Source organism: Micromonospora sp. CA-240977 (genome assembly GCF_050942285.1).
In the GTDB taxonomy this organism is placed as follows: domain Bacteria; phylum Actinomycetota; class Actinomycetes; order Mycobacteriales; family Micromonosporaceae; genus Micromonospora.
Map to the genome: position 1 here is coordinate 36584 of NZ_CP192055.1, position 19095 is coordinate 55678.

Sequence of the window (19095 nt, forward strand, 5' to 3'; positions counted from 1 at the left end):
GCGGTGACGTGGACCGTCCCCGCGCGATGCCCTGTCGCGCGGGGACGGTCGTTCAGCCGGCGAGCGCGATCACGCCGCGCAGCTCCCGGACGATGCCGGTGACCTCGCCGGTCTCCGGATTCCAGCGGGCCAGGGCGGCCGGTTCCAGCCGGAGCAGCACCGCACCCTTGTTGTCCCAGCCCAGCACCTCGCAGCAGCCCTTTGCGCGCTGCCGGCCCAGGTCGAGCAGGTGGGACACGGCGCCGGTCCGCGCATCAAGCACCGCCGTGCCCTCGGCGCCGTCGATCTCACCGCTGGTGATCCACGCCGCGCTGGCCAGCCGCTCGCCGTGCAGCCAGCCCCGGCCGTAGAACTCGTTGATCTGGTACGGCGAGGGCAGCCGGTCGCCGGTGATCCGCTGTTCGGAACGGATCGTCGCCTCGCGCGCGGTCCGGCTGCGCAGTGTCAGGTCATCCCGGTCGCCGATCAACTCGATCAGCGCCGCCTCGCGGCTGCCCTCCGGATCGGGTGCGGCCAGGACCCAGGCCGACACGTCGATCCTGCTCGCCGCGCCGGTGATCCGGTCCACCGCGTACGTCCGGTCCTCGCCCCCGACCAGCACCCGGTCGTGCGCCCAGATGACCAGCTCCAGATAGCCGTCGAGGGGAATCCGGCGTACCCCTGCGGTGGTGAGGTCGACAATGACAAGTTCCTTGGTCTGCGCGAACGCCGCCGACCGGCCGTCCGGCGACAGCACGCCCGGCTTCACGGCGGACGCCTCGTTGCCGCCCGCGTCACGGGTCGGTGCCAGCGTCACCACGTCGAGAGCGCGTACCACGCCGTCGTTGCCGAGCACCCGGACCGGGCCGTCCGCGCGATTCTCCTCGTCCGTCGGCTGGAACAGCGCCAGCGCCCGCTGGACCGGCCGCTCGGACAGCGGCACTGTCGCCGGGCCGCCGAGCCGGGCGAGCGGATCGGGTGGGAAGGCCAGCTCGGCGGGCGCGTGCTGCACCGGGTCGGCGTGCGTGGGGACGACGGTCGGGGTCGGCGCCACCGAGTGATTCGGCGGTGGGTCGGGCGGTCGCAGGGCCGCCACCGTGCCGGCGCCGACCAGCGCCACGGCCACTGCGACAACGCCGGCGGCCCGTCGGGTACGTCGCGTGCGCCGAGCCCGGTCCCAGCCGGCCGTTGCCGGCTGGCTGGGCAGGACGTCCTCGACGCTGATGGTCAGCAGTCGGCGCAGGTCCTGCTCGTTCACGGGTTCACCTCCGCGCCGGCGGCCAGGTCGGCCGAGCCCTGCCGTGGCCGGGCGTCCCGGGTGAGGTCCGGGGTGACCTCGCGGAGGCGGCGCAGCGCCGCATGACACTGGCTCTTCACGGTGCCGACGGTCACCCCGAGCGCCTCGGCGGTGGCGACCTCGGTCAGATCCTCGTAGTAGCGCAACACCAGAACGGCCCGCTGCCGGGGCGGCAGCAGGCTCAGTGCGTCGTGCAGCGTCAGCCGCAGCGCGCCGTCCCGGTCGTGGGTCACCCGGTCCGGTGGCGCGGCGCTCAGCCATTCCCGCCGTCGGCGACGCCACCACGACACCGCGTCCCGGTAGAGGATGGCCCGCACGTACGCGGACGGGTCGCCGTCCCGAACGGACCCCCAGCGCAGCGCCAGCTTGAGCAGGGCGTCCTGAAGGAGATCCTCGGCCTGGTGCTGGTTGCCGCAGATCAGATAGGCCGCCCGGAGCAGCCGGTGCTGGTGGCTCTCCACGAAGGCGAGGTAGCCGTCACGTCCGTCGCGTCCCGTCGGTGCCATCCGCCCCCCTCCCGGCCGTCGCGTTGCGCGTCACCTGGCAGACGCACGGGGAGGGGTAAAAGGTTGGGTCAGTTTTCCGGCGCCCCGGTCAGGTAGCGCTGCAGAGTCGGTGCGATCCAGGGGACCAGCTCCTCGGCTGGCGTCTCCACAACGGGTGGCAGGCGGACGATGTATCGGGTGAAGGCCAGGCCGAGGATCTGACTGGCCACCAGACCGGCGCGGCGGGCGGTCGTCGCGGGGTCGGTGCCGAACGTGGCGACGGCTGCGGCGAGCTGGTCGACGAAGATGCCGCGCATCCGCTCGGCGGCGCCCGGGTTGGTGCTGGCGGCGCGGAGCAGCGCCACGAGCGTCTCGTCGCCCTCCCACCGGGCGAGGAAGTGCCGGATCAGCACCTCGCCGAGGTGGGCGGGCGGCACCCGGGCCAGATCGGGCAGCCGGAGGTCGAACTCGGCGGCCGCCGCGAACAGCCCCTCCTTGCTGCCGTAGTAGCGCATGACCATCGACGGGTCGATCTGGGCGTCGGCGGCGATGGCCCGGATCGTGGCGCGCTCGTATCCGTCCGCCGCGAAGCGTTCCCGGGCCGCTCGCAGGATCGCCGCCCGGGTGGCGTCGGAGCGTCGGGGGTGGGTCGGTTGGGCGGACGCTGTCATGTCGACGACCGTATGCCAACACCTGTTGACACACAATCAGCAGCGCCCTAGCGTTGCCAACAAGTGTTTGCCAACATCTGTTGGCAACGGTTCCCCGGAGGTGGCCATGCTGCCCGTGAGCACCGACGTGCTGGTGGTGGGCGCTGGCCCCACCGGTCTCGCCACCGCGCTGACGCTGGCCCGACGCGGGATCGAGGTGACGGTGCTGGACCAGCTGACCGAGCCGCCGACGACCTCCCGTGCGGCGGTCGTGCACGCGTACACCCTGGAGGTGCTGGACCGGATCGGCGCCGCGGCGCCGATGGTCGCGCAGGGCATCCGGTCGCCGCGCTTCACAGTCCGCGACCGGGACCGGGTGTTGCTGACGGTGCCGTTCCACGAGTTGCCGTCCCGCTTCCCCTACGCGCTGCTGGTCTCGCAGTCGGTCACCGAGGCGGTCCTCACCGCAGAGCTGGACGCCCTCGGCGTCCGGGTACGACGGCCGTGCCGGCTGACCGGTCTGAGCCCGACCGGTGACGGGGTGCTCGCGCAGATCGACGGGTCGGCGCTGCGCGCCCGGTACGTGGTCGGTGCCGACGGTCTGCACAGCACCGTCCGGAAGGCCGCCGGCATCGGCTTCACCGGCCCCCGCGACGAGGAATCCTTCGTGCTCGCCGACGTGCGGGTGGACAGCGTCCTGCCCGGCGACGAGGTGGCGCTCTTCCTGGCCCGGTCCGGCCCGCTGATCTGGGCGCCGCTGCCGGACGGGGTGGTCCGGCTGGTGGCCGCGGTGGCGACGGCTCCGGCGGATCCGGGGGCGGCGTACCTCCAGACGCTGCTCGACGAGCGCGGCCCGGCGCGGCGACCCGACCGGGTGACCGAGGTGCTCTGGGGTTCCCGGTTCCGGGTGCATCACCAGATCGCCGACACCTTCCGGGCCGGGCCCGTCCTGCTGGCCGGGGACGCCGGGCACGTGCACAGCCCGGCCGGCGGTCAGGGCATGAACCTCGGCATCTGCGACGCGGTCGCCCTCGGCACCGCCGTGGCGGACGTGCTCGACGGAGGTCCGGAGTCGCTGCTCGACGACTACAGCGCCCGGCAGCGGCCGATGGCCGAGGACGTGCTGAGTTTCGCCGCCGGGCTGACCCGACTGGCGACTGTCTCCCCGGCCCGCCGACCCGCCCGGGACGTGCTGATCCGGCTGCTCGGTGCACTGCCGCCGGCCCGCCGGAAGGTCGCGCTACGCCTGTCCGGGCTGTCGCACCGGACGCCGGCGCCGGGCTAGGCCGCCCCGCTGGGGCTCAGCACGCCGGGTTCGGCAGGCAGCAGTGTCCGCCACGCGGCCACTGTGACAAGCGCGAACGTGCCGGCCGCCGCGCCCGCCACCGGCACCGTGCCGTACGCCGCGGCGGCCAGGCCGGCGAGCACCGCCCCGACCGGTGCGGTGAGCAGACCCACCATCCGCTGCGCCGCACCGACCCGGCCGAGCAGCCCGGCCGGCACGTGCCGCTGCCCGTACGACGCGCACAGGCTGTTCCACACCACGGTCCCGGCGGCGAAGACGGCCAACGCGAGGCCACCCGGCACCGGATCGCGGGCCAGCGCGAACCCGGTCAGCGCCACGGTCTGCGCGGCGAGCACGGCACGCAGCGCCGGCAGCGTGCCGAGCCGGGCGGCGAGCCGACCCGCACCGAGCGCCCCCGCCACCCCGCCGACGATGGCGGCCGCGGCGAACAACCCGTACCCGGCGGGCGGCACCCGCAGCACGTCCAGCGCGTAGAGCACGAGCACCGCCATGATGCCGCTGATCGCCAGGTTGCAGGCGGCGGCGAGCACTGTGACCCGCCACAGTGCCCGATGGCCGCGTAACCAGCGCACACCCTCGGCGATCTCGCTCCACACCGACCCGCGTCGTGCGTTGGCGCTCGCGACCGGAACCGGCGCCAGGGCCAGCACGAGCAGGGCGGCGGCGGCGAAGGTGACGGCGTCGAGGGCGAACGGCAGGGCCGGGGCGAGGGCGAAGAGCACACCGGCGGCGGGTGCGCCGAGGAAGCCGCCGGCCACCGCGGACCCCGCCTGGAGCCGACCGTTCGCCCGGGGCAGCGCGTCCGGGGGCACCAGCGCCGGCAGCAGGGCGAACGACGCGGAGTCGAAGAGCGTGCCCAACGCGGCGAGGAGGAACGCGGCCAGCAGCAGCACCGCGACGCCGACCCGGTCGAGGGCGACCGCCACGGCCAGCCCCGCCACCACGGCGGCGCGTACGCCGTCGACCAGAGCCATTGTCCGACGTCGGTCCCAGCGGTCCGCGTACACGCCGCCGAGCAGGCCGAAGAGCAGTGGCGGCAGCTGACCGGCAACGGTGACCGCAGCGATGATCCGGGGGTCGCGGGTCACCGCCGCGGCCAGCAGGGCCAGTGCCGGCGTACGCAGCGAGTCCCCGAGCCTCGACGAGACGGCGGCGGACCAGAGCAGCCGGAAGTTTCGGCCGAGCGGAGGGGAGGTCATCCGGTGACCGTGCGGGTTCAACCGGGTCGAGGGTCAAGCCGCTGCCCTCCACCGCAGGCAGTTCGCGGTCTAGGCTTGCCCGGTGACGGTGGAGCAGCAGGCACGGGGTGCGGCGGGCGCGGGCCGCCGCAGGTCCCGCAAGGACGAGATTCTGGAGATCGCGGTTGGTCTGTTCGCCGCCCGCGGCTATCACGGTGTGTCGATGGACGACATCGGCGCGGCCGCCGGGGTCACCGGTCCGGCGCTCTACCACCACTTCGCCGGCAAGGAGGCGATGCTGGCCGCCGCGCTCATCCCCGTGAGTGAGGGTCTGCTGGCCGGCGGGCGGGAACGCGCGGCCGGGCACCCGGACGGTCCGCGTGAGGTGCTGGAGTCGCTTATCGACTTTCACGTCGAGTTCGCGCTGGCCAACCCGGCGGTGATCGCGTTGCACCTGCACGAGCTGGACCGCCTGCCCGAGGAGCCGCGGCGGCGCATCCGCCGCCTGCAACGGCTCTACGTGGAGGAGTGGGTGACGGTGCTCACGGCGCTGCACCCGGGCATGCCCGACGGTGAGGCGCGGGTGCTCGCGCACGCCGCGTTCGGCCTGATGAACTCGACCCCGTTCCTCGGTGGTGAGGTGGACCGGCGGCGTCGTGCCGAGTTGCTGCGCGGGGCGACACTGGCCGCGCTGCTCGCCTGAGCGGACTCGTCAGAAGCAGGCCGGTCATGATTCCCTGACATCGTCCCACCATCCGGACGCCGGGAGGAAACATGATCGAGTCACTGTTGGTCGCCAATCGGGGCGAGATCGCCCGCCGGATCATCCGGACCGCCAAGCGACTCGGCATCCGCGCGATCGCTGTGTACTCGGAGGCCGACGCCGACCTGCCGTTCGTGGCCGAGGCCGACGAGGCGGTCCTCATCGGCCCGCCGGCCCCGGCGCTGAGCTACCGCAACACCGAGGCGATCCTCGCCGCCGCGAAGTCGACAGGCGCCCAGGCCATCCACCCCGGGTACGGCTTCCTGTCGGAGAACGCCGAGTTCGCCCGTACCGTCGAGTCCAGCGGCCTGATCTGGGTCGGACCCGGCGCGGACGCGATCACCGCGATGGGCGACAAGATCAACGCTCGGAACCTGATGGCGGCGGCCGGTGTTCCGGTCGCGCCCGGCACCACCGAACCGGCCGCCGACCTGAACTCGGCCGTGACGGCCGCCGCGCAGATCGGCTACCCGGTGATGGTCAAGGCCGCGGCCGGTGGTGGCGGCATGGGCATGGGCGTCGCCGTCGACGAGGCAGCGCTGCGCACCGAGTACGACAAGGTGCGCGCGTTCGCCGAGCGGATGTTCGGGGACGGCTCGGTGTTGATCGAGCGGTTCTTCCCCCGGGTGCGGCACGTCGAGGTGCAGATCCTCGGCCTGGCCGACGGCCGGGTGGTGGCGCTCGGCGAGCGGGAGTGCTCGGTGCAACGCCGCAACCAGAAGCTTGTCGAGGAGTCCCCGTCGCCGGCGGTCTCGCCGGAGCTGCGGTCCCGCCTCCTGGCGGCGGCGGTGCGCGCGGGTGAGGCGGTCAGCTATCGCAACGCCGGCACCGTGGAGTGCCTGCTCGATCCGGCCACCGACGAGTTCTTCTTCCTGGAGATGAACACGCGGCTGCAGGTGGAGCACCCGGTGACCGAGTACGTCTACGGTATCGACCTGGTCGAGGAGCAGTTGCGGGTGGCGTCCGGGTTGGCCCCGACGTTCGATCCGGACGCGCTGACCTCGCGCGGTCACGCCATCGAGATGCGGATCAACGCCGAGGACCCGAAGCGTTTCCTGCCCGGTCCCGGTGTGATCAGAACCTGGGTGGAGCCGACGGGTACGGGTGTCCGGGTGGACTCCGGCTACACCGAGGGCAACACGGTCACCCCGTTCTACGACAGCCTGCTGGCCAAGCTGATCGTCACCGGCGACACCCGGGACGAGGTGCTGGAACGCGCGAAGACCGCGGTGGCCGCCTTCCAGATTGCCGGCCCGAAGAACAATCTCCCCTTCTTCACCGAGCTGCTCGACAACGAGGAGTTCGTCTCCGGCGCCTACGACACCGCCATCGTCCCCCGAATGCGCTGATCGGCGCGTACAGGTAAGCAGAGCAGAGCGGCCGACGTGCTGTCCCGATCCGACGTCACAGCGAGGTGACCGATGAGCCAGTTGCCAGATTCCGTGTCGATTCGTGAGGTTGGGCCGCGGGACGGGTTGCAGAACGAGGACCCGATTCCAACCGAGGCCAAGGTCCGGCTGCTCGATGCCCTCTCCGGCACCGGAGTACGCCGGATCGAGGCGGTGTCGTTCGTCCACCCGAAGGCGATTCCGCAGATGGCCGACGCCGACGAGGTGTGGCAGCGAGCGCTCAAGGCCGACGGGGTGAGCTACTCGGCGCTGGTGCCGAACACCCGGGGCGCCCAGCGCGCCCTGGCGGCCGGCTTCACCGAGGTCGAGGTGGTGGTCTCGGCCAGCGACACGCACAACCGGCGCAACGTCAACCGGTCCACCGACGAGTCGCTTGACGACATCGCCGAGCTGATCGACCTGCTGCACGGCGCCTCCGCGCGGGTCGAGGTGATCGTGGCGACCAGCTTCGGCTGCCCGTACGAGGGGGACATCGACCCGCGGCGGGTGGCCGGCATCGTGGACCGGGTGGTCCGTGACGGCGCGGACCGGGTCGCGTTCGGCGACACCACCGGAATGGGCACGCCGCGCCGGGTCCGCGAGCTGCTGACCGCGGTACGCGACCGCAACGCGCACGTGCCGGTGCTGCTGCACTTCCACAACACCCGGGGAACGGCGCTGGCCAACCTGTTGACAGCGCTCGAGCTGGGAGTCACCGAGTTCGACGCCAGCGTGGGCGGTCTGGGCGGTTGCCCGTACGCGCCGGGGGCGAGCGGCAACCTGGCCACCGAGGAGGCCGTGCACATGCTGCACGACATGGGCATCGACACCGGCGTCGACCTGGCGGCGCTCATCGAGGCGGCGGAACTGGCCGAGGAGTTGCTCGGTAAGAAGCTGCCGTCCGGCGTCCTGCGCGCCGGTCCACGCACCCGACTGACGCCGATGCCGCGCTGACCGCTCGGAGACGCGCGGAGGGGCCGGCAGCGTGCCGGCCCCTCCGACGTACCTGGTCGGTCAGCTCACCGGAGCGAGCGCTGCCGGCCAGCTGTCCCGGAAGATGTCCGCGTTGCGGTCGGTGGCGCTGAACGTGCCGGCGAAGAGGCTGCTCACCCGGTTCGCCTCGGTGGTGCTCGGGTACGGGTTCGTGCAGCTGGTGCCGGCGCTGCCGCCGGACATCAGGATCGCGCAGTTGCCGTTGTAGTTGTCCGGCAGGCCGAGGATGTGCCCGATCTCGTGCGTCATGATCCGCAGCGGGCTGTACTGCGCCGCCTGCTGGGTGTCGATGTAGACCCGGCCGTTGCCGAGGCTGGTCCGCACGGCGTACGAGCCGCCGCCGGTGATCTGGTAGATCCGCAGGTTGGAGCCGCAGTTCGCGGAGAGCGTCAGGTTGACTGTGGCGTTGTTCCAGATCGAGGCGGCCTGGTTCGCGGTGCCGGCGTAACTGCCCGCCTGGCTGGTGTTGTAGCAGATGGTCATGGCGGCGGACGCGGGCGCGGGGTTGGCGACCGTGACGCCGAGGGTGGCACCTGCCGTCGCCACCAGGGCGACCGCGAGCCGACTGAGTCGTGAGGTCATCGCTGACTCCAATCCGGGAGGAGGGGGTGCCAGGAGCCTAGCGACAAGTATTCATGTTTTTCAATGTCTTGCTCTGAGCTTCGCCGTCTGATTCGCTCATGGGTCGCGGTCGGTCGCGTCGATGCGCTAGCCTAACGATCGTTCAGGTCGGATGGCGAGGGGGTCGGCGTGACGCTCGACGGTGAGGCACTGGAGCAGCTGCGCAAGCGGGCCCGGTCCGGCGGCGCGGACAAGTACCACGCGGCCAACACGGCCAAGGGCAAACTCTTCGCCCGCGAACGGGTCGCGCTCCTTGTCGACGAGGATTCATTCGTCGAGGACGGCCTCTACGCCAACGCGCTCGCCGACGGGCTGCCCGCCGACGGCGTGGTCACCGGCACCGCCACCATCGACGGGCGGCAGGTCTGCCTGATGGCCAACGACTCCACCGTCAAGGCCGGCAGTTGGGGCGCCCGCACCGTCGAGAAGATCATCCGGATCATCGAGCGTGCGTACGGCGCCGGCGTGCCGATGGTCTACCTGGTCGACTCGGCCGGCGCGCGGATCACCGACCAGGTCGACCTCTTCCCCGGCCGCCGCGGCGCCGGCAAGATCTTCTGGAACCAGGTCCGCGCCTCCGGCTCGATCCCGCAGGTGTGCGCGCTGTTCGGCCCGAGCGCCGCCGGAGGGGCGTACATTCCGGCGTTCTGCGACGTGGTCGCCATGGTCGACGGCAACGCCAGCATGTACCTCGGCTCCGACCGGATGGTCGAGATGGTCACCGGGGAGAAGACCACCCTGGAGGCGATGGGTGGGGCCAAGGTGCACACCACCGAGTCCGGCGTCGGGCACTTCCTCTGCAAGACCGAGGCCGACGCGCTGGACGTGGTGAAGACCTACCTGTCGTACCTGCCGGCGAACTGGACCCAGGCGCCGCCGACCGCGCCGGCGGTCGCCGCGCCCGCGAAGGCCGACCTGGCCGCGCTGGTGCCGGCCAGCGAACGGCAGGCGTTCGACATGCGGCGGTACGTCAGGGGCCTACTCGACGAGGATTCGTTCTTCGAGATCCAGGCGCTCTGGGCCAAGGAGTTGACCATCGGCTTCGGCCGCCTCGACGGCCAGGTCGTCGGCGTGCTGGGCAACAACTCGATGTTCAAGGGCGGCGTGCTCTTCGTCGACTCGGCCGACAAGGCGACCCGGTTCGTGCAGCTCTGCGACGCGTTCAACGTGCCGCTGCTGTTCCTCAGCGACGTACCCGGCTTCATGGTCGGCAGCGCGGTGGAGAAGCAGGGCATCATCCGGCACGGCGCCAAGATGATCACCGCGATCTCCGAGGCGACGGTGCCGAAGATCTGCGTGGTGGTCCGCAAGGCGTACGGCGCCGGCCTCTACGCGATGGCCGGCCCCGGGTTCGAGCCGGACGCCACTATCGCGCTACCCAGCGCGAAGATCGCGGTCATGGGCGCCGAGGCCGCGGTGAACGCGGTCTACGCCAACAAGATCGCCGCTATCCCGGACGCCGACGAACGAGCCGCCTTCGTGACCGCCAAGCGGGCCGAGTACGAGCAGGACATCGACGTCGTCCGGCTGGCCAGCGAGTTGGTGGTGGACGCCATCGTCGAACCGCACGACCTGCGGACCGAGTTGGTCCGTCGCTTCGCGGCCGCCCGTACGAAGGATCGGCACTTCTCTCGCCGTCGGCACGGCGTCACCCCGGTCTGATCCTCGACCCACCCCCAGCGACCCGTCCCGGCGTCACGAGCGCCCGACGGACCGTCCTTACAGGAGGATGAGATGGACTTCCGGCTCACCGACGAACAAGCGGCGCTGCGGGAGAGCGTGCGGGACTTCGCGCGCCAGGTGGTCGCCCCGGTCATCGCCGAGCACTACGAGCAGCACACCTTCCCGTACGAGGTGATCCGCCAGATGGGCAAGATGGGCCTGTTCGGCCTGCCCTTCGGCGAGGAGCACGGCGGTATGGGCGGCGACTACTTTGCGCTCTGCCTGGCCCTGGAGGAGTTGGCCCGGGTCGACTCCAGCGTGGCCATCACGCTGGAGGCGGCGGTCTCGCTGGGCGCGATGCCGATCTACCGGTTCGGCACGCCGGAGCAGAAGGCGACGTGGCTGCCCAGGCTGCTCAGCGGCGAGGCGCTGGCCGGGTTCGGTCTCACCGAGCCGGGCACCGGTTCGGACGCCGCCGGCACCCAGACCCGGGCGGTGCTCGACGGTGACGAGTGGGTGATCAACGGGTCGAAGGCGTTCATCACCAACTCGGGGACCGACATCACGGCCATGGTGACAGTCACGGCGGTGACCGGCACGAACCCGGACGGCTCCAAGGAGCTGTCGACGATCATCGTGCCGACCGGCACGCCCGGTTTCACAGTGGCACCGGGCTACTCGAAGGTCGGGTGGACCGCCTCGGACACCCACGAGCTGACGTTCGACGACTGCCGGGTGCCGGCGGCCAACCTGCTCGGCGAGCGGGGCCGGGGCTTCGCCCAGTTCCTGCGGATCCTCGACGAGGGCCGGATCGCCATCGCCGCGCTGGCGGTCGGCCTCGCCCAGGGCTGCGTCGACGAGTCGATCAAGTACGCCAAGGAGCGGCACGCGTTCGGCCGGCCGATCGGCGCCAACCAGGCCATCCAGTTCAAGATCGCCGACATGGAGCTGAAGGCGCACACCGCTCGACTGGCCTACTACGACGCCGCCGCCCGGATGCTGGCCGGCGAGCCGTTCAAGCGCCAGGCCGCCATCGCCAAACTGCACGCCAGCACGATCGCCGTGGACAACGCCCGGGAGGCCACCCAGATCCACGGCGGGTACGGCTTCATGAACGAGTACCCGGTGGCCCGCTTCTGGCGGGACTCCAAGATCCTGGAGGTCGGCGAGGGCACCAGCGAGGTGCAACGCATGATCATCGCTCGCGATCTGGGTCTCTGAAGGTCCGCCGCAGGCCTACCGATCGGCCCTGGCAGGGCTGTCCGTAGGGCTGTCGGATTATCGGCGAACGGGCGTCGGCAGCCCGACGTTCGGCTGCCGGCGGTCGTAGTCCATCCGTACTCTTCGTGGCCATGACTCCGGATCATGATCGGTCCCGGAGCCCGGCTGGTCGTACCTCCCTGCCGGAGCTGCTCCGCGAGCATCGACGCGCCGCCGGCCTGACCCAGGCCGAGTTGGCGTCCCGGGCCGGCGTGGGCGTGCGCACGGTGCGTGACCTGGAGCGGGGGCGGTCGGTCCGGCCGCAACGCACCACCGTCGAGCTGCTCGCCACGGCGTTGGCGCTGACCGGCGCCAGCCGGGCGGCGTTCCTGGCCGCCGCCCGCGGCCCCTCCGGTGTTGAGTCACCCCGGCCGGACACCACGGCGACGGCGCTCGGGATCGATGAGCGGACGACGTCGCGGGCGGCATCCACCAACCCGCCGGCCGCACTGCCGCCGCCGGTCGCGCTGGTCGGCCGGGATCGCGACCTCACCGAGCTGGCCGAGATGCTGACGGCCGAGCGCGGGCCTCGGCTGGTCAGCCTGGTCGGGTTGGCCGGCGTCGGCAAGACCGCGCTGGCAACGGCGGTGGCCCACCTGGTGGCCGCCGCCCACCCGGGCGGTGTGGCCGGAATGCTTGTCGCTGAGGGCTCGGACGGGCCGGACGTGTTCGCCGCCTCGATGGCCGTGCTGAGAGCGGCACGGCTGACGGAGCTCGTGGCCCGGCTCGCCGGACGGCCGGCGCTGCTGGTGATGGACGCGGTGGAGCACGCGCCGGGCCCGGTGGCCATGGCGCTGCACCGGCTGATCGGTGCCGTGCCCTCGTTGCGGGTGCTTGTCACCGGGCGGCACCCGGTCGGACTGTCGGGTGAGAGGGTCTGGCCCGTCGCACCGCTCGACGTGCCGCCACCGGGCGCCGAACGGGCTGGGGCGGCCACCCTCGAATCCTGGCCGGCTGTCGCGTTGTTCACCTCCCGGCTGGCTCAGGTCCGCCGGGAGCCGCCCACCCCCGACGAGCTGCCGGCGCTCGCCGCGCTGGTCCGCCGGCTGGGAGGGCTGCCGCTGGCCATCGAGCTGATGGCCGCCCGGGGTCGGCTGCTCGACCTCACCGAGCTGCTCGACCGGTACGGCCACCGGGTGCTCGACCTCGCCGCTTCCGCCGATCCGGCGGTCCGCCCCGGCTGGAACGCCCCCGATGCGCCCGCCCGTCGATCCAGCGAGTCGGAGCCCGGCCCGGCGGCGGTGTCGGTCACCCTGCGCGACGCGGTGGCCACCAGCTACCGACTGCTGGCGCCCGACGAGCGGGCGGCACTGCGGCAGCTTGCCGTGTTCGACGACCGCTGGTCGGTGGAGCTGGCCGAGGAGATGCTCGGCGACGAGGCCGACCGGGACGGCACTGTGGCGATCGACCCCGTCCCGCTGCTGGACCGGCTCGTCGAGCTCGGGTTGCTGAGCGTACGCGGCACCGGACCGTTCCGGTTCCGGCTGCTCGACGCGGTCCGCGACTACGCCGTCGAGCAGGCGGCCGGCGCGGATGAGCTGACCTGCATCCGACGTCGGCACGCCGAGGTGATCGCGCGCCTGGTGGCGCGGACCGCGAACGACCTGGTCGGCCCCCGGTTGCCCGAGGCGGTGCACCGGCTGGACGAGATGAGCGGTGACATCAGCTCGTCGCTGGCGCACGCGACGACTGACGACCCGTTGACAGCGTTGCGGCTGGCGGCGTGCCTGACCCGCTGGTGGCGGTTCCGTGGGCGCGACGTCGCCGGGCGACAGTGGCTGCGGCGGTTGTTGGCGGACCCGCAAACCGCCGACGCTGATCCGATCCTGCGTGGCTGGGCCGCGCTCGGGGTTGCCCGGCTCGCCGCCGAGCACGGCGCCGGCGCCGAGGAGCTGTCGACGGCGCGTGCGGCGTTGGACATCTTCCGACAGGCCGGCGACGTCACCGGGGAGCTGGAGGCGCGAGACGTCCTCGGCACCCTGCTGATCTCCGTCGGCGGGCAGGACGAGGCTCGCGAGCAGGCCGAGACGGCGCTGCGGTTGGCCGCCCGCAACGGACGTACCCGGGATCTGGCGGTGGCCCAGCACAGTCTTGCCTGGCACGAGATCCGGTCCGGTGACCTGGCCGCGGCCCGCCGCAGGCTCGCCGCGATGGACCGGCTCGCCGCCGAGAGTGGGGAGCATCGCCTTCGGGTGCAGGCCTGGGCCAATCGAGCCGAGGTCGCCCGCCTGGAGGGCTGGTACGCGGACGCGGTGGACCATGGCCGGCGGGCGCTCGCGGCGTTGTCCGAGCTGGGTGATCCGAAAAGCCGCAGTCGGGTGCTGGGGAAGATCGGGTTGGCGCTGGCTCAGGACGGGCGGACCGCGGAGGCGACAGAGGTGCTCACCGAGCTGCGGGCGGGGGCCGCCGAGGCGGTGGCGGCCGATTCGCTGCGAACGACGGCCCGGCGGGCGGTGGCGCCGAGGCAACGCGTGGAGGATGCGGCGCTGTCCGCGGGCGGGCCGGAGGCGGGGCTCTGTGCGTTGATCGAAGGGAATCTGGCGCTGCACCGGGGTGACCGGGAGTTGGCCGCCGAGTGGTTCGCCGCCGCCGCGGACGCCCGAGGTCAGGAGCGCCGAGACGTGGTGGAGGCACTGGTGGGACTTGCCGCGAGCACCGCGGACCCGGCGGTCCTGGAGCGGCTGGATCGGGCCTGCGAGGAGAGCGGCATTCGGCTGCTGCCGCAGGAGTCGGGACTGCTCTACGCCCTGACGGCCGCCCGGAGTGGCCCGGAAGCGCCATAGGCGGGACGGGTGCCCCTGCCCACGGGCGGGAGAGTGGCGCGGACGAAGAGCCCCCTTGGTGCTACCCCTCGCTGTTCGCCCGCGCCGTCACCCCCCGGTGAATCCCCGGTGCAGAAAGCCTGCCACCGCCACGGGAGCGGAAAGTCGGGTTAGGCCGAATTCTTCGGCTTGGCTGGCTCAGTTCTGCCGGTCTTTCTGCCGGTGCTGGCAGACCGTCGTCGCGCGGCGCTCAGGGCTGGGCGGGGCCGGTCTCCTGCTCGGGGCTGACGTCGTCGCTGCCGGCGGTGGCGCACGGATGCGCGGCGTCGCGCACCCGCCGCAGCCCGTCGAGCAGGGCCGCCAGTGCCTTCGGATCGAGTTGGCCGGTGAACCATTGCTCGATCATCTGTAGGTGCCCGGGTAGCGTCTCGTTCAGTCGTTGCATCCCGGCGGCGGTGACCACCGCGTACGAGCTGCGTCGGTCGTTCGGGCAGGCCCGGCGGGTCAGCAACCCGTCACGTTCCATCCGGTCCACCACCCGGGTCACGCCGCTCGTCGACAACGAGGTCTGCGCGGCGAGGTCGGTCATTCGTAGTTGGTTGCCCGGCGAGCGGGCCAGTCGGGTGATGACCTCGAACTCGACCGCGGAGAGGCCGTGCTCCTCGAGTTGGGCGGTGAACCGGGCTGACAGCCCGGCGTGTGCCTCGAAGAGCAGGCCGACGGCGGTGATCCGGGGATCGTCGAAGACGTTGGTCACTCGGTAATCCTAGCAGTACTTGACAGCGGGAATATTGTTGCGGTTACATTTGCTTGAGCAGTCGTTGGGCTACTAAACAATCTCCTGGAGGACAGCAACATGACCAGCAGCATCGATGCGGTTACCCGCGACTGGGACGGCCTCACCATCCCGGCGGCTGGCACCTACGCCCTCGACGTGGCGCACAAGCGGGTGGGCTTCGTTGCCCGGCACATGATGGTGAGCAAGGTTCGCGGTGAGTTCAAGGAGGCGACCGCCACCATCACCATCGCCGAGGACCCGCTGCAGTCGTCGGTCGTCGCGACCATCCAGGCCGCCAGCATCGACACCACCCAGACCGACCGGGACGCGCACCTGCGCAGCCCCGAGTTCCTGGACTCGGAGAAGTTCCCGACGCTCGAGTTCCGCAGCACCGGGGTCAAGTCCCGTCGTGGCAGCGAGTTCGTGCTCACCGGTGAGCTGAGCATCAAGGACGTTACCCGGCCGGTCGAGCTGGAGGTGGAGTTCGAGGGTGTCGGCCGCAGCCCGTTCGGTCAGGACATCTTCGGTTTCTCCGCGAGCACCGAGATCGACCGCGAGGAGTTCGGCCTGACCTGGAACGTCGCCCTGGAGACCGGGGGCGTGCTGGTCAGCCGCAAGATCAAGATCGAGATCGAGGGCGAGGCCGTCCGCCAGGCCTGATCCGCCCCGCACCGCCGGTACACCGGGCCCACGCCGCACGTCGGCGTGGGCCCGGTGTCGTCTCCGCCGCGGACGCCGACACCGTGGTATTTGTCACGAGCGGCTCGCGCCGCCATCGCGTCCGGTCCGTCGACGAACGGGGTACAGATGGCGCCACGAGCGCGCCCGCTCCGGTCGATGTCGGATCACCGCCGTCGGCCTCTGGCCCCGGTCAGGTGGGCGCTCTTACCGTGGAGGGTTCACAATGCGCTTTCCGGGACGGAAAATCCCGACCGCGCCGGCTGTCGGGAGGACACATGGGCAGGGACGTCTCGCAGGGCGCCTTCACCCGGGATGATCGCGTCCGCTACCGGCAGAAGGTGCGGCGGTGCCTGGATGTCTTCGCCCTCATGCTCGACGACTTCGGGTTCGACGCCGACCGGCCGATGACCGGCCTGGAGATCGAACTCAACCTGGTCGACTCGGCCGCCGAGCCGGCGATGCGCAACGAGGAGATCCTCGCCAACATCGCCGACCCGCTGTTCCAGACCGAGCTGGGGCAGTTCAACCTGGAGCTCAACGCCGAACCCCGACTGATCGAGGGCACCGGCTTCGCCGACTACGAGCACGACCTGCGCGGCAGCATCGCCAGAGCCGACGAGCGCGCGGCCAAGTCCGACGCGAAGATCGTCCTGGTCGGCATCCTGCCCACCCTCACCGAGGGGCACCTGGTCGAGGACAACCTCTCCACGAACGAGCGCTACCGGGTGCTCAACGACCAGATCGTCGGCGCCCGCGGCGAGGACATCGAGCTGGACATCCGTGGCGTCGAGCAGTTGCGGACGCACACCGACTCGATCGCGCCCGAGGCTGCCTGCACGAGCCTCCAGTTCCACCTCCAGGTCGCACCGGACAGCTTCGCCGACTACTGGAACGCCTCCCAGGCCATCGCCGGGGTGCAGGTGGCGATCGGGGCGAACAGCCCCTTCCTGTACGGGCGTCAACTGTGGGCCGAAACCCGGATCGCCCTGTTCCAGCAGGCCACCGACACCCGTCCCGACGAACTCAAGGCCCAGGGCGTACGACCCCGGGTGTGGTTCGGGGAACGGTGGATCACCTCGATCTTCGATCTTTTCGAGGAGAACGTCAGGTATTTTCCGCCGCTGCTGCCGATCTGCGAGGACGAGGACCCGGTGGAGGTGCTGCATGCCGGCGGGGTGCCGCAGCTCGGGGAGTTGCGGCTGCACAACGGCACTGTCTACCGGTGGAACCGCCCGGTCTACGACATCATGAACGGCCGGCCGCACCTGCGGGTGGAGAACCGGGTGCTGCCCGCCGGCCCGACTGTGGTGGACATGCTCGCCAACGCGGCCTTCTATTTCGGGCTGGCGCGGGGTCTGGCCGAGGCGGACCGCCCGATCTGGAGCCAACTCACCTTCAGCTCCGCCGAGGAGAACTTCCAAGCCGCCGCCCGACGTGGCCTCGACGCGGTGCTGCACTGGCCCGGGCTCGGCGACGTGCCGGTCACCAAACTGGTGTTGGAGCGGTTACTGCCCACCGCCGCGGCCGGCCTGGACGGCTTCGGCGTCGCCCCGGCGCAGCGGGACCGGCTGCTCGGCATCATCGAGCAACGCTGCCGCACCGGCCGCAACGGTGCCGTCTGGCAGACCGAGGCGGTCTGGGCGGCGGAGCGGCGGCACGGCATGGACCGGACGGCCGCGCTGCACCACATGGTCCAGCGCTACGCGGAACTCCAGCGCGCCAACGAACCCGTGCACACCTGGCCGGTGCCCTGACCGCACCGCCGCCCGGCGGCCGGGCTCAGTCGCTGGTGGTGGGGCGGGCGGACCGGCGGGTCGCGCGGGTGCGCCGACCGCTCGGCGTCGGATCCTCCGCGGCTTCGGCGGGACCGGAAAGGTCCGGCTCGGTACGCGGCGTGGGCACCCGGGGTGCGGCACCCGCACCCGCCGCGGAGCCCGTTGTCGCCGGTGCGGTGTCGGCCCGGCCGCGCCGGCCCGCGGTGTCGACGGACCGGCCGGACGTCGACGACTCGGAGTCGGGTCCGGCCGATGGAGTCGGGTCGGCCCGATGGGCCGGGGTCGGCCCGTCCACTGTGGCCCGGGTCGAGTCGACCTCAGTCACCGGGCGGCGCTCTGTCCTCGTGGCCGAGGCCGCCGCGCTTCGGTGGGCCGCCCGACCCCGCTCGGCGCGTTCGGCGAGGACAGCGGCGAGCACGGAGCCGCCGATTCCGGCGATCACGGCGTACGGGGCGATCAGCTGGGTGGAGAGCTGCGCGGGACCCAGCGTCGACCAGTGCGGCAGGGTGGTCAGGTAGGCGAGCGCGACGAGCACCGGACCGGCGGCCCCGGAGGCCGCGGCCCCGACGCGGTGCCCGGCCGTCCGGGCCGTCCGCCGGGCGGCCAGCACGCCGATCAGCAGCGCGGGCACGAGTGCCAACAGCGCGCCGGGCCAGTAGAGCTGGTCGGAGATCCAGTACCGCGGGTGGTCCGGATCGAGCTGCCAGGTGCCGAGTTGGGCGCCGGTCAGCCCCCGTCCGACGCGTACCCCGTCGATCACCGAGACCACCGCGAGCAGCCACAGCCAGGCGGCCGTCGCTGTCACGTTGATCGCGGCGGCCCGGGAGCGAAGCGCCCAGGTGGCGACGAGCACGCCGATCAGGATGCCCAGCGCCGCCTGCACGGCGGCGGTCCGTTGCGGTGCCCCGGTGTCGGCGCCGGTCGCGACCCGCGCGGGAACCGCGATCAGCAGGACGGTGACCAGCCCGCCGATCCCGGCGCCGAGCGCCAGGACCACCCGCCGCAGCAACCCACCCCGCTCGGCGGACGGCGCCTCGGCGACCTGCGGCGCCTCGGTCACCTGCGGCGACCGGCTGTCCGCCGGCTCCGGGTCGGTCCCGTCGGCGGCAGCTGGGTCCGTGGCGGTCGGCGGGTCGGAATCCTCTGTCGTCTTCGGACCGGTCATCGGTGGCGTGGCGGTCGTCGGCGTTCCGCGCTTGTGCAACCGCTGCGCACAGACCGCGCCGAGGACCGTCGAGCTGGCGGCGAGCCAGGTGGCCCAGGCGAGGCCGTCGGCCCAGGCCGTGTCGGTGGCTCCGGCATCGGTGGGCGTCCAGGTGATGACGCCGAGCCCGTAGCCGAAGCCCAGTTGCGCGGCGCCCGCGCCGGCAGCGACCCCGACCGCGGTCGCGATCGACACTCCCCAGCCCTGTCTGGCCATGCCGGGCAGCGTAACGTCCCGTCGTCGGCGCGGCGAGTCGCAGCGACCCGCCGGGATGGACGGACCGTCGGTGCGGCGGATTGGGCGGCGGACGGTA

At 72.1% G+C, this 19095-nt stretch carries 16 protein-coding genes; 9 read left to right on the forward strand and 7 right to left on the reverse strand.

The window, feature by feature from the left end:
- Positions 1-52 precede the first annotated feature (52 nt).
- The 3 genes from ACQPWW_RS00190 to ACQPWW_RS00200 form a co-directional block, all read right to left on the reverse strand.
- Complete coding sequence (locus ACQPWW_RS00190; RefSeq protein ID WP_433127972.1) at positions 53-1237, reverse strand: hypothetical protein; 1185 nt, start codon at positions 1235-1237, stop codon at positions 53-55.
- Positions 1234-1782 (reverse strand): SigE family RNA polymerase sigma factor, encoded by a 549-nt coding sequence (locus ACQPWW_RS00195; protein ID WP_433127973.1) that lies wholly within the window; start codon positions 1780-1782, stop codon positions 1234-1236. The genes ACQPWW_RS00190 and ACQPWW_RS00195 overlap by 4 nt, the downstream gene beginning before the upstream one ends.
- A gap of 68 nt (positions 1783-1850) precedes the next feature.
- Entirely contained in the window at positions 1851-2432 is a 582-nt protein-coding gene (locus ACQPWW_RS00200; protein ID WP_433127974.1) for a TetR family transcriptional regulator, read from the reverse strand.
- 106 nt (positions 2433-2538) lie between these two features.
- On the opposite strand from ACQPWW_RS00200, the gene ACQPWW_RS00205 reads away from it, so the two are divergent.
- On the forward strand, positions 2539-3696 hold the full coding sequence (locus ACQPWW_RS00205; RefSeq protein ID WP_433127975.1) for an FAD-dependent oxidoreductase: 1158 nt from the start codon (positions 2539-2541) through the stop codon (positions 3694-3696).
- Here ACQPWW_RS00205 and ACQPWW_RS00210 read toward each other — a convergent pair.
- Positions 3693-4916 carry an MFS transporter gene (locus tag ACQPWW_RS00210; RefSeq protein ID WP_433127976.1) on the reverse strand — a complete coding sequence of 408 codons (1224 nt, stop codon included), beginning with the start codon at positions 4914-4916 and terminating at the stop codon, positions 3693-3695. The two genes, ACQPWW_RS00205 and ACQPWW_RS00210, sit on opposite strands and share 4 nt — an antisense overlap.
- A gap of 82 nt (positions 4917-4998) precedes the next feature.
- Here ACQPWW_RS00210 and ACQPWW_RS00215 point away from each other — a divergent pair, with 82 nt between their 5' ends.
- From ACQPWW_RS00215 to ACQPWW_RS00225, 3 genes are all read left to right on the forward strand, one after another.
- Positions 4999-5598, forward strand: a complete 600-nt coding sequence (locus tag ACQPWW_RS00215; RefSeq protein ID WP_433127977.1) for a TetR/AcrR family transcriptional regulator — start codon at positions 4999-5001, stop codon at positions 5596-5598.
- Positions 5599-5669: 71 nt separating this feature from the next.
- Positions 5670-7007, forward strand: coding sequence for an acetyl-CoA carboxylase biotin carboxylase subunit (locus ACQPWW_RS00220; RefSeq protein ID WP_433127978.1), 1338 nt, complete (start codon positions 5670-5672; stop codon positions 7005-7007).
- 81 nt (positions 7008-7088) lie between these two features.
- Positions 7089-8000: a hydroxymethylglutaryl-CoA lyase gene (locus tag ACQPWW_RS00225; RefSeq protein WP_433134770.1), complete on the forward strand. Its 912-nt coding sequence runs from the start codon at positions 7089-7091 to the stop codon at positions 7998-8000.
- 60 nt (positions 8001-8060) lie between these two features.
- Here ACQPWW_RS00225 and ACQPWW_RS00230 read toward each other — a convergent pair whose 3' ends face one another.
- Complete coding sequence (locus tag ACQPWW_RS00230; RefSeq protein ID WP_433127979.1) at positions 8061-8621, reverse strand: snapalysin family zinc-dependent metalloprotease; 561 nt, start codon at positions 8619-8621, stop codon at positions 8061-8063.
- Between the two features lie 168 nt (positions 8622-8789).
- Here ACQPWW_RS00230 and ACQPWW_RS00235 point away from each other — a divergent pair, with 168 nt between their 5' ends.
- The 3 genes from ACQPWW_RS00235 (at position 8790) to ACQPWW_RS00245 (ending at position 14365) form a co-directional block, all read left to right on the forward strand.
- Positions 8790-10322 carry an acyl-CoA carboxylase subunit beta gene (locus ACQPWW_RS00235; RefSeq protein WP_433127980.1) on the forward strand — a complete coding sequence of 511 codons (1533 nt, stop codon included), beginning with the start codon at positions 8790-8792 and terminating at the stop codon, positions 10320-10322.
- 72 nt (positions 10323-10394) lie between these two features.
- Positions 10395-11543, forward strand: coding sequence for an acyl-CoA dehydrogenase family protein (locus ACQPWW_RS00240; protein WP_433127981.1), 1149 nt, complete (start codon positions 10395-10397; stop codon positions 11541-11543).
- Between the two features lie 131 nt (positions 11544-11674).
- Positions 11675-14365: an ATP-binding protein gene (locus tag ACQPWW_RS00245; RefSeq protein ID WP_433127982.1), complete on the forward strand. Its 2691-nt coding sequence runs from the start codon at positions 11675-11677 to the stop codon at positions 14363-14365.
- A 229-nt stretch (positions 14366-14594) separates the two neighbouring features.
- Here ACQPWW_RS00245 and ACQPWW_RS00250 read toward each other — a convergent pair whose 3' ends face one another.
- Positions 14595-15101, reverse strand: a complete 507-nt coding sequence (locus tag ACQPWW_RS00250; RefSeq protein WP_433127983.1) for a MarR family winged helix-turn-helix transcriptional regulator — start codon at positions 15099-15101, stop codon at positions 14595-14597.
- A gap of 99 nt (positions 15102-15200) precedes the next feature.
- Here ACQPWW_RS00250 and ACQPWW_RS00255 point away from each other — a divergent pair, with 99 nt between their 5' ends.
- Positions 15201-15782, forward strand: a complete 582-nt coding sequence (locus tag ACQPWW_RS00255) for a YceI family protein (protein ID WP_355028515.1) — start codon at positions 15201-15203, stop codon at positions 15780-15782.
- A 296-nt stretch (positions 15783-16078) separates the two neighbouring features.
- The gene (locus ACQPWW_RS00260) at positions 16079-17557 is read left to right on the forward strand and encodes a glutamate--cysteine ligase (protein WP_433127984.1); all 1479 of its coding nucleotides are present in this window, start codon (positions 16079-16081) and stop codon (positions 17555-17557) included.
- A 25-nt stretch (positions 17558-17582) separates the two neighbouring features.
- On the opposite strand, the gene ACQPWW_RS00265 is transcribed toward ACQPWW_RS00260, so the two are convergent.
- Positions 17583-18998, reverse strand: coding sequence for a hypothetical protein (locus ACQPWW_RS00265; RefSeq protein ID WP_433127985.1), 1416 nt, complete (start codon positions 18996-18998; stop codon positions 17583-17585).
- Between the last annotated feature and the right edge of the window lie 97 nt (positions 18999-19095).

What these genes read in the sequence shown, in the direction of transcription:
- ACQPWW_RS00195 (WP_433127973.1), bottom strand. Translation starts at nt 1,782, where the DNA reads ATGGCACCGACGGGACGCGACGGACGTGACGGCTACCTCGCCTTCGTG.
- ACQPWW_RS00200 (WP_433127974.1), bottom strand. Translation starts at nt 2,432, where the DNA reads ATGACAGCGTCCGCCCAACCGACCCACCCCCGACGCTCCGACGCCACC.
- ACQPWW_RS00205 (WP_433127975.1), top strand. Translation starts at nt 2,539, where the DNA reads ATGCTGCCCGTGAGCACCGACGTGCTGGTGGTGGGCGCTGGCCCCACC.
- ACQPWW_RS00210 (WP_433127976.1), bottom strand. Translation starts at nt 4,916, where the DNA reads ATGACCTCCCCTCCGCTCGGCCGAAACTTCCGGCTGCTCTGGTCCGCC.
- ACQPWW_RS00220 (WP_433127978.1), top strand. Translation starts at nt 5,670, where the DNA reads ATGATCGAGTCACTGTTGGTCGCCAATCGGGGCGAGATCGCCCGCCGG.
- ACQPWW_RS00230 (WP_433127979.1), bottom strand. Translation starts at nt 8,621, where the DNA reads ATGACCTCACGACTCAGTCGGCTCGCGGTCGCCCTGGTGGCGACGGCA.
- ACQPWW_RS00240 (WP_433127981.1), top strand. Translation starts at nt 10,395, where the DNA reads ATGGACTTCCGGCTCACCGACGAACAAGCGGCGCTGCGGGAGAGCGTG.
- ACQPWW_RS00245 (WP_433127982.1), top strand. Translation starts at nt 11,675, where the DNA reads ATGACTCCGGATCATGATCGGTCCCGGAGCCCGGCTGGTCGTACCTCC.
- ACQPWW_RS00255 (WP_355028515.1), top strand. Translation starts at nt 15,201, where the DNA reads ATGACCAGCAGCATCGATGCGGTTACCCGCGACTGGGACGGCCTCACC.
- ACQPWW_RS00260 (WP_433127984.1), top strand. Translation starts at nt 16,079, where the DNA reads ATGGGCAGGGACGTCTCGCAGGGCGCCTTCACCCGGGATGATCGCGTC.
- ACQPWW_RS00265 (WP_433127985.1), bottom strand. Translation starts at nt 18,998, where the DNA reads ATGGCCAGACAGGGCTGGGGAGTGTCGATCGCGACCGCGGTCGGGGTC.